The organism is Bradyrhizobium sp. USDA 4451 (genome assembly GCF_054822585.1).
Genome location: NZ_JBTRCH010000001.1, coordinates 2,433,192 through 2,445,273 on the forward strand (window position 1 = coordinate 2,433,192; position 12,082 = coordinate 2,445,273).

At 60.9% G+C, this 12,082-nt stretch carries 9 protein-coding genes and 4 pseudogenes; 8 read left to right on the forward strand and 5 right to left on the reverse strand.

Annotated features, from left to right (window positions below; all coding sequences use genetic code 11):
* Positions 1-86: 86 nt before the first annotated feature.
* The 7 genes and pseudogenes from ACVMB0_RS11265 to ACVMB0_RS11295 all read left to right on the forward strand — a co-directional run.
* Positions 87-335 (forward strand): annotated as a pseudogene (locus ACVMB0_RS11265) (3'-5' exonuclease); the annotation flags it as partial.
* 109 nt (positions 336-444) lie between these two features.
* Positions 445-963 (forward strand): 3'-5' exonuclease, encoded by a 519-nt coding sequence (locus tag ACVMB0_RS11270; protein WP_461346263.1) that lies wholly within the window; start codon positions 445-447, stop codon positions 961-963.
* Positions 964-1,830: 867 nt separating this feature from the next.
* A complete protein-coding gene (locus ACVMB0_RS11275) occupies positions 1,831-2,394 on the forward strand; it encodes a hypothetical protein (protein WP_461346264.1) in 564 nt (187 codons plus the stop codon).
* A gap of 340 nt (positions 2,395-2,734) precedes the next feature.
* A complete protein-coding gene (locus ACVMB0_RS11280) occupies positions 2,735-3,511 on the forward strand; it encodes a cupin-like domain-containing protein (RefSeq protein ID WP_461346265.1) in 777 nt (258 codons plus the stop codon).
* On the forward strand, positions 3,504-4,481 hold the full coding sequence (locus ACVMB0_RS11285; RefSeq protein ID WP_461346266.1) for a threonine/serine dehydratase: 978 nt from the start codon (positions 3,504-3,506) through the stop codon (positions 4,479-4,481). Before ACVMB0_RS11280 ends, ACVMB0_RS11285 begins: the two co-directional genes overlap by 8 nt.
* A gap of 18 nt (positions 4,482-4,499) precedes the next feature.
* Positions 4,500-4,678 (forward strand): annotated as a pseudogene (locus ACVMB0_RS11290) (ISL3 family transposase); the annotation flags it as partial.
* 34 nt (positions 4,679-4,712) lie between these two features.
* Positions 4,713-5,708: pseudogene (locus tag ACVMB0_RS11295) on the forward strand (ATP-binding protein); the annotation flags it as partial.
* Between the two features lie 753 nt (positions 5,709-6,461).
* Here the strand turns inward: ACVMB0_RS11295 and ACVMB0_RS11300 are convergent.
* The 5 genes and pseudogenes from ACVMB0_RS11300 to tnpA form a co-directional block, all read right to left on the reverse strand.
* A complete protein-coding gene (locus ACVMB0_RS11300; RefSeq protein WP_461346267.1) occupies positions 6,462-6,599 on the reverse strand; it encodes a hypothetical protein in 138 nt (45 codons plus the stop codon).
* A 4-nt stretch (positions 6,600-6,603) separates the two neighbouring features.
* Positions 6,604-7,751: pseudogene (locus ACVMB0_RS11305) on the reverse strand (IS3 family transposase).
* 1,016 nt (positions 7,752-8,767) lie between these two features.
* The gene (tnpC, locus tag ACVMB0_RS11310; RefSeq protein WP_461346268.1) at positions 8,768-10,420 is read right to left on the reverse strand and encodes an IS66 family transposase; all 1,653 of its coding nucleotides are present in this window, start codon (positions 10,418-10,420) and stop codon (positions 8,768-8,770) included.
* 47 nt (positions 10,421-10,467) lie between these two features.
* Positions 10,468-10,788 carry an IS66 family insertion sequence element accessory protein TnpB gene (gene tnpB / locus ACVMB0_RS11315; protein WP_430642467.1) on the reverse strand — a complete coding sequence of 107 codons (321 nt, stop codon included), beginning with the start codon at positions 10,786-10,788 and terminating at the stop codon, positions 10,468-10,470.
* 23 nt (positions 10,789-10,811) lie between these two features.
* Positions 10,812-11,213: an IS66-like element accessory protein TnpA gene (tnpA, locus tag ACVMB0_RS11320; RefSeq protein WP_253624599.1), complete on the reverse strand. Its 402-nt coding sequence runs from the start codon at positions 11,211-11,213 to the stop codon at positions 10,812-10,814.
* 659 nt (positions 11,214-11,872) lie between these two features.
* Here tnpA and ACVMB0_RS11325 point away from each other — a divergent pair.
* Positions 11,873-12,079 carry a hypothetical protein gene (locus ACVMB0_RS11325; RefSeq protein ID WP_461346269.1) on the forward strand — a complete coding sequence of 69 codons (207 nt, stop codon included), beginning with the start codon at positions 11,873-11,875 and terminating at the stop codon, positions 12,077-12,079.
* The last annotated feature ends 3 nt before the right edge of the window (positions 12,080-12,082 follow it).

Consider the following 12,082-nt stretch of genomic DNA (forward strand, 5'->3'; position numbering starts at 1 on the left):
TGCTGCGGCGGCATCTGCAGCGGTGGGGACGAAAGGGATCGTAAACGGGGAAACGGTATCCGCGGAAGCGGGCGAAACTGGAGCGCATGGCGGCGGTCCTGGAGTCGAGCGGGCGATATCGGATCCTCCGGCGCCTCGAGCCGCGGTCAGTCTATTGCTTGCCGGACGAGACGGCCCGGCTGCACCGAGGCATATTCCTCGATATCGAGACCACGGGTCTGGATCAGGCGCGCGACGAGATCATCGAGATCGGCATGGGACCGTTCGACTTCGCCTCGGACGGCCGCATTTTCTCCGTTCACGAAGCTTTCAGCCGCTTCCGCGATCCCGGACGCCACATACCCGCCGAGGTCACCGCCATCACGGCCATCACCGACGACATGGTCACGGGTGGTTCGATTGATCCCGCCGAAATCGAGGCGTTTTTGGGGCGAGGCCGTCGTCGTGATCGCGCACAACGCCGCCTTCGAACGGCGCTTCGCCGAGCGGTTGTGCGGTGCCTTTGCTCGCCTCGCCTGGGCCTGTTCCTGGTCGGAAATCAACTGGGCGGCGGAGGGCTTCGTCGATGGCACGCGACTCGGACAGCTTGCAGCCGCCTGCGGCTTCTTCCACGACGGACACCGTGCCGTGCACGACTGTCGCGCCGGCCTGGAGATCCTCTCTCGCATGCTACCTCGGAGCGGGCGCCGCGGCCTCGACGTTCTGCTCGAATCCGCTCGCGCGCCGCGGTGGCGCGTCCGGGCCATCGGAGCCCCGTTCGACCTCCGCGAAACCTTGAAACGGCGCGGTTACCGCTGGGATCCGGGCGAGAGCGGCGGGCTGCGCGCCTGGTTCATCGACGTCCCCGACGGGACGGTCGAGGGCGAACGCGGCTTCCTCATGCGGGAGATCTACCGCCGAGATGACGTCGAGATCGAGGCGCGCCGCATCGACGCGTTCGATCGGTACTCCGATCGTTGCTGACCGGGCGTCCACGTCCGTCGAGCGGCCCCGCGACAACGACAAGTCCGCGGCGCGCCAGCGCCATCTATGATGGTGCGAAACGTGACACGAAGCTTTTTGGCCGAACCGCGAAGCGCGAATAGCGCCGAATGGCGAAAGCACCGTTTCGAGAGCTCCCGCCTCAGCTACCTGCTAAATGGCCCCGGTTTCTTCCATCAGGCTCACAGGGCGGTCGACGACTGCCACGCCGCCGCTTGAGATTCTCGCGTTCGAGCTGCCGACGACCGGAACGTGTGCGCTCGCCGCCCTGCTGGAACGGGCTCGCAAAACGACCACGCGGCTATGGGCTGCGCAGCCGCCGTTCGAGCCCAAAGACGTCCTTAAGCGGCAAGGCTACAGCTGGAGCGACGGGAGCGATCCAAAGCTCTTCTCGTCTCCGCCAGTTGCGTGGCATGCCGCGATTTGAGGGCTATCGCAATTACCTCGCAAACTATCGATTGCTGCCGAGCCCGCACAAAGTCGAGCCCGCGCAAACAAGCCTACCAGATAAGGTAGTTGAAGCATTGCTGTTAGCACGGCAACCTCCAGCTCAGATTCAGCTTCAGGCGATTGGCGCCTTACTAACCCAGTGGTGAGCTGAACCGGGGATACGATCTCGCGCAGCGGGGACCGGAGTGCGGCTCCGAACAGATTGCACTCGCTAACAAATCAGCATCAGTAACTAACGGAGAGGATAGCCCAATGAGTCATGAAACGCTTGTGGATCTATCGCAAGACTTGCTGGTCATCACGGCGAGATTCCAGGAGCATCTCGAAGATGTGGCAGACCAGATCGACCTCGCGACGCGCTCTGGCGCACGAGAGCCGAGATCGCGGGCTAGGCGCGCATTGCGCGACGAGAACCTGACCCGTGCACGTCTCGATCGTGTAGCGCGCTCAGGGTTGCGGGCCGATCGTGCGGTGCGCTCGCTGCGCGACGAGGAGTTGCGTGCCGAGCTCGCCGATCGTGCGGCGCGCTCGCTGCGCGACGAGGAGTTGCGTGCCGAGCTCGCCGATCGTGCGGCGCGCTCGTTGCGCGATGAGGAGCTGCGGGCCGATCGTGCGGCGCGCTCGCTGCGCGACGAGGAGTTGCGTGCCGAGCTCGCCGATCGTGCGGCGCGCTCGTTGCGCGATGAGGAGCTGCGGGCCGATCGTGCGGCGCGCTCGCTGCGCGACGAGGAGTTGCGTGCCGAGCTCGCCGATCGTGCGGCGCGCTCGTTGCGCGATGAGGAGCTGCGGGCCGATCGTGCGGCGCGCTCGCTGCGCGACGAGGAGTTGCGTGCCGAGCTCGCCGATCGTGCGGCGCGCTCGTTGCGCGATGAGGAGCTGCGGGCCGATCGTGCGGCTCGCTCGCTGCGCGACGAGGAGTTGCGTGCCGAGCTCGCCGATCGTGCGGCGCGACTAGCGAGATGAGGAGCTGCGGTCCGATCGTGCGGCGCGCTCGCTGCGCGGCGGAGGAGAGTGTAACGGCCGTGCGTACAACGCGTGATCTGGGAACGGTGGCCGCCCGATTGTGAAGCGAGTCAGTCTCCTTCTGAAACCTTCACACCGCCAGAATCGACGTATCGGCTGTTGCTCGCATTCGAGGAGGGACACGATGGTTACCGTTTCTGGAGGTCACTGCACCACGGAAGAGTGGGTTGAATGAGGGCATCCTTCATAGGCATGACCTCAAGCAGTACGGCTACCGCGATGAAGTCATAGATGGAGCTCCTTCACTCGGTGCGACGGAGTTCCAAGTTTAGGAGCGACCATGAAGCCGTCCGTGGTTAGCAGAGCGTGGCTGGAGACCGCGCAACCGGTCGATAGCGTCGCTGCTCCGAGTGCAGAGGAGTTTTATCGACGATTTGTGCGGCCGGCGCTTCCCGTCGTCATCAAAGGCGCGGCATTAAGCTTGGGCGCTATAGAACGTTGGAGCTCCGGCTACTTAAAGGCAGCAGCAGGCCATAGGCGTGTGCCCATCGAATTCTCTCCGGATAAAGAGTTCGCTGTCCCAGAGCGGATTGGCAAAGATCAAACCCACTCGACCTTTGGGCGCTTCGTCGATTATCTGCTCTATGGCGACGCAGCAAGTCAAACGACCTATTATCTCGCCCAGATTGATACGTTGCGGTATCTCCCTGAACTTGTGGGTGATGTCGTTCGTCCGCCGTTCGCCCCACTCGCGAATATCATGAGGCCTCCATACTTATGGATGGGAATCGGCCGTAACGCCTCGAAGCTGCATTACGATTCCTACGACAACCTGTATGCAATGATACGCGGTCGTAAGCATATTACCTTGTTCCCGCCGACGGACCGCAGGAATCTCTACCCATATAACGACCATCCTAAGCATCGTCACTTCAGTCGTTTAAATCTTCGCCTGCCAGATATCGATCGGTTTCCGAGATTATTGAACGCGCGGCCTTTCGAATGCGTACTGTGTCGTGGCGATATTCTTTACATTCCCGAAGGGTGGTGGCACTATCTTCGATCACACGGACTTAACGTTGCGGTGAACTGGTGGTGGATAGAAGGGCATGCCTGAGGGTGCTGGCACAAGCCTTGTTGGCCACATAGTTGCGGCTGAAGCTCGCATCAGATCACTTGTGAGGGAGACTTTTGTCGACCGTTCCCCTGTTCTTTCGGGTTTGTCCGGGGGTGGGGAGGTGTGGCTCAAGTACGAGAATCTTCAGCACACGGGATCGTTCAAGGTCCGCGGCGCTCTCAACAAGATCCTGTCCCTCTCCAAAGATGATCTCGCCCGAGGAGTCATCGCCTCGTCAACGGGGAACCATGGACTTGGCGTCGCCTATAGCCTTTCCGCGCTGAAGGCTCGCGGGACCATTTTTCTGCCCGCGACTGCCTCTAAATCCAAGATCATCGCTCTTGAGCAGCACCAATCCGTCGAGCTGCAGTTTTTCGGCGCGGATGCGGTTGCCTCCGAAGCGCACGCGCGCGAAGTCGCGGTTGCGCAACATAGGACATACATCTCACCCTATAATGACTTAGACGTTATCGTGGGTCAGGGCACCATTGGCGTTGAACTTGAGCGGCAATGCCCCAAGCTAGACGCGGTGTTCGTATCGGTCGGTGGCGGCGGGCTTATCAGCGGCATCGCTAGTTATCTCAAGCCCCGCCATCCTGACCTCCGGATCGTCGGCTGCTGGCCTGAGAACTCCCCGGCACTGTATCTTGCGTTAAAGGCTGGAAAAATAGTGGACGTGTCGGAGACCCCTACATTGTCGGACGGTACTGCGGGCGGGATCGAAAGTGAGACCATCACTTTCAATTACGCCAGAGATCTCATAGACGAGTGCGTCCTGGTTCGGGAAAACGAAATCGTGGACGCTATTCGGCTCGTGCTCGCGGGCCACAAGATGGCAATCGAAGGAGCCGCAGGAGTAGCGATAGCCGGCTATCTGAAGACGGCGGAGCGATACGCTGGCCAGAACGTCGCCGTCGTGGTTTGCGGCGGTAACATTTCCCATGAGATGCTATGCTCAATCCTCTGCTAACAAGCCGGGACAGGTCCCGTCGCCTCGTTCGCCAGTGGGGCCGCGAAAGATGAAGCGGTGGTTCGAGCAGCAACGCTTTGCCCTGGTCCAACGGACAGACTGAAGGTCAAACCACGAACCTTAAGCTCGTCGGGCGCAAATGTAATGGCCGCGCGAAAATCGATCTCCTTCAAGCCAGATTGATCGGCGCAGAATGATCGGAGATGCACCAAAGTTGCGCCAGAGCCCCGGATTGCCGATCTGATCAACTCGGCAGCCGCAAGGGGAGCCGACCTGACCAAGCATTTGTTGGCCTTCAGCCGCCGGCAACCACTGCAGCCGCGCTCGACCGACGTCAACGAGCTGGTGGTCGATGCTGCGCGTCTGTTGCGTCCAACGCTGGGCGAAGACATCAAAATCGAATCGATGCTGGCGCACGATCTGGCACCGGCCCTGATCGATCCCAGCCAGCTCTCGACGGCGATCCTCAACCTCGCCCTGAATGCGCGCGACGCCATGCCCGCCGGCGGCAAGCTGACGTTGGAAACCAGGAATGCTGTGCTCGACGAGAATTATGCGCGCCTCAATGCCGAGGTCAGACCGGGTCAATATGTCATGCTGGCCGTGAGCGACACGGGAGTCGGAATGCCCGGCAACATACTCGACAAGGTGTTTGAGCCGTTCTTCACGACCAAGGACGCGGGGAAGGGATCCGGGCTAGGCTTGAGCATGGTCTACGGCTTCGTCAAGCAGTCGGATGGCCATATCAAGATTTCTAGCGAAGAGGGTTACGGCACGTCTGTGAAGCTCTATCTGCCGCAGGCCGCGGGGCCCCCGCAGGCTCCGGCCGTTGATGCCAGTGTGGCGGGAAGCGAAGGAGGCGACGAATCCATCCTGCTGGTCGAGGACGACGTGCTGGTCCGCGAATATGTCGTGACGCAGATCAGCCGCTTCGGCTATCACACGCTGGCCGCCCGCGATGCCGCCGAGGCGCTGGCCATCATTGACCGGGGCGAAAGCATTGATCTCCTGTTCACCGACGTGATGCTCTCGGGCGGGATGAACGGCCGTCAGTTGGCGACCGAAGCGCTCAAGCGGCGCCCCGCGCTCAAGGTACTCTATACCTCCGGTTATACGGAGAACGCGCTCGTCCATCATGGCCGGCTCGACCCCGGCGTGCTGCTCTTGCCGAAGCCTTACATCAGCGCCGACCTCGCGCGGATGCTCAGGATCGCGCTGACGTCGTGAGCAGGTAGGGCAGGTTTATCTAGGGCGGATGAGCTGGAGCATATTCGGATCAAGTTGCGCGGTATCCTGCGGCGACGAGATGGCTTAGACATTCATCCGGGCGTGAACGTATGGGCCGCCCCGCTGCAAGCGTCATGATGGATCGTTTGAACAGTCTACACAGACGTATCCGGCATGTCGGCCTCTGGCCACTGCGAAGATGGAGACCGGCCAGATCGTGGACAAAGGCGGCGGCGGAGAGCGGCGAGATCGACCTCCCGCCCAGTCTTGTAGCGCGAGCATTCGATTTCCAACCAAGGATCGCCTCCGCTGATGGCCTGGTCGATCGTGGGGGACGTCGATCGCCCCCCTCGGGCCACAGCCTCTCGTTCCAGGATTCGGTTGTCGGCCTGACTGATCAGCCTCTCGCCCTCAGCACGACGCGTCCTGTGCGTCCTGCGAATCGAACCATCCTAGGCTCACGACAGGGAACCGGCCGCTTACATGCGCTACAACAATGTCGACGTGCCGAAGGAGCATTTGCTCGGCCCTCAGGGCGGCGGATTTATCGTCGCCCAACCGAGTTATCGCGGCCGGCTGGTTCGAGAACGCCTTTGATCGAGCTCGATACGCTTACGATGAAGTTGAGCGACTTCCAGCCGAGCTTGGTCACCTTGCGGATCGCTTGGGCACCAAGTTGCCATGGTGAAGAGCGTATCCGCTCCGGAGTCCTTCAGCGTAACGATCTCGGAATCTACCGTCGAGTCCGAGGTTTCATAAGTGACTTTCCTTGACGATAATGGTCGATGCTTTTTCGCCGAGCCCGTCTTTGAGGCCCTTCACATAGTCGTTGCCGGCGTCATCGTTCTGGGAAAAAAGCGCCAAGTGAGCTGCTGCCGGTTTGATGGACACCGGGTTAAGCTAATCCCACCTTGCGCTCGAACTCAACCGGGCTGAGATAGCCGATGGTCGAGTGCCTGCGGGTCGTATTGTAGAATCTCTCGATGTAGTCGCGCGTGCCTCGTCTCTGGTGCTGTAGGTTTTGCTGGCGGTGCGTTCGGTCTTGAGCGAGGAGAAGAAGCTCTCCATCGCCGCATTGTCCCAGACGTTGCCGGAACGGCTCATGCTGCAGACGATGCCATGGTCGGCCATCAGGCTCTGGAACTGCTCGCTTGTGTATTGGCTGCCCTGATCCGAGTGGTGCAACAGCGCATCCGGCTCACCCCGCCGCCAGATCGCCATCAGCAGCGCATCGGTCACCAACTGAGCCGTCATGACGGCGTTCATCGACCACCCCACCACCTGGCGTGAGAACAGGTCGATCACCGCCGCCACATAAAGCCATCCCTCGGCTGTCCAGAGATAAGTGAAGTCGGCGATCCACTTCTGGTTCGGCCGCTCGGCAGCAAACTGTCGGTCCAGCAGGTTCGCCGGCACCGTCTCGAGCTGCCGATCGCCGCTGTCCTTCGGCAAGCGCCGCCGGCGCGGCCGTGCCCGCAGGCCCTGTAGGCGCATCAGTCGTTCGATCTGGTGCAGGCCACAGTCGGCCCGTCGGCAAGCAGATCACGCCACACTCGGCGCGCGCCATAGGTGCGGTCGCTGGCCATGAAGCTGGCCTTAACCTTGCCACCGAGCTCTTCGTCGCTGCGGGATGCGGGATTTGGCGCTGGGAGAGCGGTTCAGCCAGGCATGGAAGCCCGACCGCGACACCCCCAACGCATCGCATAGCCATGCCACCGGCCAGATCGCCCGGTACTTCGCGATGAAGCCGAACTTCATGTCGCTTCCTTCGCGAAGTAGGCAGCGGCCTTTTTTAGGATGTCCCGCTCGGCTTTCAGCTTGGCGACCTCACGCCGCAGCCGTTCGATCTCCTGCTGCTCAGGCTTCATTTGCCCGTGGCCGGGAAAGGCCTGCACCGGATCGGAGCCGAACTCCTTGACCCACTTGCGCAGAACATTCTCATGAACGTCCAGGTCGCGGCCAGCTTGCACCACCGACACCTTGCGTTCCCTGACCAGCTTGACCGCCTCGATCTTGAAAGCGACCGAACTTCCGTCTCTTCATCGCCCACCTCCGGCTTCATGAAACACCTAATCTTGGTGTCCATCAAACCGGCAGCAGCTCATACCCCCTAGCTCGGTCGGTGTCTGCCCAAAATCGAAGTCGATCCCCGGACCGTCATTGGATTCAGAAGCTAATGCGGCGGTTGCGCTCTATCCACCCTAAAGCCATAAGAGATGTGAGGCGACGCACGACCAAGAAACGGCCGACGTGACTGACCCCACACCAGCCAACATCGGCGCCCGATATTGCCCGCCGGGATGAGCTTCTCGCGAGAGATGATCGAACTCAGCCGGCGACGTTCAACGCCAAAATTGCGATGACCGCGGTTACGACTGCGACTGTCATGGTAGCCGTCTCGAAGCCGACCCCCAGTTTTTGTTCTCACTGAAGGCCCACCACAAAAGAGTCGATCCAAAAAGGATAGAGGCGCCGCCGTTAACGAAAGCGCGATGAGCGCGGATATCGACAACGTAAGAAGTAAGAACGGCTATTCCCAGGATCAGAAGCGCTGATCCTGTTATCGCCGTCAAAGCAAATGAGCCATCTTTTCTGAGTCCGAGCATCACTCCTACTCCCATGATTGATCAGATTGGCGACGCGTCCTGATACAACTTTGGGGGTATCTCCACTACGCCGAATGTAGAGAGCTTGACAGTCCAAAGCGTACGGTCGAGGCCGCCAATTATCTGGGCACTACCATCTAGCGAGGCGCCGCACCGAAAAGCTGCTCGCCGAACTATCTCTAATATGGTCCGCGAGAGGCAAACGCCGTCGCGTGCGGACATTTCGTCGAATGGGTTTTTCCGACGACCCCTGCGCGTAAACCTCGTCGCGTGCAGGCGTCGTACTCGTCTGCCAGCCTGCACTTCGATGGTCCGCGCGACCGCTGCGATCAGCATGGGATATCTTTGTCTTCGCCAATGGGTCAGATAGGCGTACCGTACGCATACGACGAAGACCGCCTGATTGACGCATGCGCGCGGGCACAGTGAGCTCTATGATCGGTTGGGTGATGGTCAGGCGGCCTGCTGACCGGCGGGCTTATCGGCCTGGCGCAGGAGCTTCCATTCCCAGGGCAGCAGTTCGTGCAGACGCGATGCGGGAAGATCGGCGATGCGGGCAAGGACGTCGGCGAGCCAGGCTTTCGGATCGACGTCGTTGAGACGACAGGTCGTGATCATCGTCAACATGATGGCGGCACGGTCGGCACCACGCTGGCTGCCGGCGAAGGTCCAGTTGCGCCTTCCCAAGGCGATGCCTCTCAATGCGCGCTCAGCACAATTGTTGGTCAAGCAGATCCTGCCATCGTCGAGGAAGCGGCCGAAGTCGTCCCAGCGCCTGAGCATGTAATTCATAGGCTTCAGGACCTCGGAGGAGCGAGAGAGGGTTTCGCGCTCGCGCAACAACCAGGCGTGCATGTCCCCGAGGAGCGGCTTGCTCTTTTCCTGGCGCACGGCGCGCCGCTCGTCGGCGCCGCGGCCGTTGATGGCGCGCTCGATCTCGAACAACGCATCGAGGCGTCTGACCGCCTCCAGCGCGATCGGAGAGACCGGTTTGCCCTTCTTACCTTCCCGGGCATTTTTCTCGATGTCAGCCAGCTCGAAGAAGCCCCGCCGCGCATGGGCAAAGCAAAACGCCGGCGTGATCGGCAGCACCTTCTTCTGCGGGTCGAACAGCGGCTCGAAGCCGTTGTAGCAATCGGCTTGCAGGATACCGGCGAAGACGGCCAGATGCTTCTGGGGATGCTCGCCTCGTCGGTCGCTCGAGGCGTAATAGACCGCCGCCGGCGGCGCAGGCCCGGCGAAGGGCCGGTCATCCCGCACATAAGTCCAGATCCGCCCGGTCGTGCACTTGCCCTTCGCCAGGATACGGATGGTGGTGTCATCGCCATGAAGGCGCTCGGCCGCGAGCACATGGCGTTCGATCAAGTGGAAGAGCGGCATGACGGCGAAGGTCCCGTGGCCGACCTGGTCGGCCAGCGTCGACAACGGCAGGTCGATCCCCTCGGCCTTGAAGCGCGCACTCTGGCGGTTGAGCGGGATATGCATGCCGAACTTGTCGAACAGGATCGTCGCCAGCAATTGTGGGCCGATGAAGCCGCGCGGCGTCGCGTGGAACGGCGCGGGCGGCTGGCTGATCTTCTCGCAATCGCGGCAGGTGAACTTCTCGCGTACCGTCTCGATCAGCTTGAAGCGGCGCGGGATCTCCTCCAGCGTCTTGGTCACATCCTCACCGATCTTCGCCAGCCGCGATCCACCGCAGCAGGCACAGGTCGTTGGAGCCTCAATGACGACGCGCTCGCGTTCGATGTCATCCGGCCATGGCTTGCGCACCGGCCGCTTGCGCATGAAGGGGCGAACGTTCTGCGTCTTCGCCGCTGCGGCCTGCGCGGCAAGCTCATCCTCGCTCGCTGTGGTGACGAGTTCTTCGAGCTCCAACTCCAGCTGCTCGAGCAGCCGTGCCGAGCGCTCGGAGCGCTGCCCGTACAGTTCGCGTTTGAGCTTCTCGATCCGCAGCTCGAGATGCGCGATCAGCGCCTCGTTGTCCGACAGCTCCGCCTGTGCACTGGCAGCCACCGCCTCGGCTCGCAGCCGCGCCTCACGCTCGGCCTGCAGCGCCGCCAGGGCACTCGCAAGGTCCGATGGAAGATCGTCCGGCTTCGATATCATGAAGCCATTGAATCAGATCACATAGCAGATTCAAACCGTAAAAGCGGCTATCCGACCCGCGTCGGCCGATGGGTTTCTTGAGGGTTACGCCAATCGATCCCGGACAGCAGATAGCTCAACTGCGCCGGCGAGATCGTTACCGATTCACCGGCAACCGATGGCCAGATGAACTTTCCTCTCTCGAGTCTTTTTGTGAACAAGCAGGCTCCCTGGCCATCGTGCCAGATCGCCTTCACAAGATCGCTGCGGCGACCGCGGAAGACGAACAGATGACCGCTGAGCGGGTCTTTGTGCAGCACCTCCTGCACTTGGAGTGCCAGCGACGGAAAGCCTCTGCGCATATCCGTGTAGCCTGTCGCGAGCCACACTCGCACATTCCCCGGTATCGCAATCATCGGCGTCCAAGCACATCGAGGACCCGCGCCAGCGCCTCCGGATCGACGTGCGCATCCACCCGGATGCACCGTCGGTTGCCGAGATCGATCTCTATCAATCCAGTACGCGCGGCTGCCACGGAGCGAACTCGGCCATCAACCGTAGGCAAAAGCTTCGGAGTTTCCTCAGCCGATGCCGCTACGGCGGCGATCTGCACCGGCGTAAAAGATGGTACAATTTGTTCCGATGTCCGTGCTTGTCGACGCCAGGTAAACACCAGGCTGGCCGCTACTCCGTTGCGACGCGCAACCTCAGTCACCTTCGCGCCCGGCGCCAACGTCTCCTCGACAATCCGTGCCTTGTCGTCCTGCGACCAGCGCCGCCGCCGCTCCAGCCCGCCCAAAACCTCGACCCGCATCGCCTGATGACCTTAAAGCTAGACTTAAGGTCACACGCTTCGCGAATTACCACCCGTCACGCAAGACGGCCCCTGTCGGATGCGTACGGCGTACCCGCCGTGCGCAATCTCTATTCGATAGCCATGAACCAAGCCGCGATCGCCTCCTATTCGGAGTCGTCTACGGGTTTGGTTGCATGCGAATTGCGATAATTGGAAAAAGCATGATCTGAAGGAGGAGGAGATTTTGATGCAAAAGTATTTTAGTCAGCACTTTCAGGGCTTGGTCCGAAGGTGTATCCGGAGCAGGTGGCGCCAGAATAATCTGTGCATCGCTATGGTGTTCTTATTCCCGCCTACACCAACTGCGGCGGCCTTACGGCACGACGTGAAGCATTATTATCCCGACCAGCAGAGCCGCACCTAAGACCGCAATGCCAATACAGATGCGAGCCGCAGTTGAGTAAGAATGGAGGTGTGGTTGTTCGACCATGCCGCGCTCCTCTTCAAGCATCTTTGCTGACTTCTTTAGCTCGGCCGCCCGAGGATGAATAGCGGATGAGTGGCTAGGTAGCGACGGCCCCCCAGAGTAGGTAGGAGCCTGATCCAATGTTGATGCTGTACCTTCAAACGTCGTTAGCCGTCACCGGCTGGTCGCCGTGGAGCATCAGGATCTGTCGATGTCTAAAAAGACTGCCAGCTTGCGCCCCGACGTTAGGAAGCGCATCGCCCAGATCGAAAGTATGACGCTGGTCCAGATTCAACGGGTCATGATGGATTGTGTGTCCGATCGTTCTGCTGGCAGGATGACGACATGTGAGGGCAATGCGCTGCGCCGAGCACTGAACAAACGGGTTAGCATCCTCAGACGAGAATTTGTCACGTAAGAG

Bases quoted from the DNA above. Each gene is read 5' to 3' on its own strand.
- ACVMB0_RS11280 (WP_461346265.1), top strand. From the start codon at position 2,735: ATGAAGCCGTCCGTGGTTAGCAGAGCGTGGCTGGAGACCGCGCAACCG.
- ACVMB0_RS11285 (WP_461346266.1), top strand. From the start codon at position 3,504: ATGCCTGAGGGTGCTGGCACAAGCCTTGTTGGCCACATAGTTGCGGCT.
- tnpC (WP_461346268.1), bottom strand. From the start codon at position 10,420: ATGATATCGAAGCCGGACGATCTTCCATCGGACCTTGCGAGTGCCCTG.
- tnpA (WP_253624599.1), bottom strand. From the start codon at position 11,213: ATGCGGGTCGAGGTTTTGGGCGGGCTGGAGCGGCGGCGGCGCTGGTCG.
- ACVMB0_RS11325 (WP_461346269.1), top strand. From the start codon at position 11,873: ATGTCTAAAAAGACTGCCAGCTTGCGCCCCGACGTTAGGAAGCGCATC.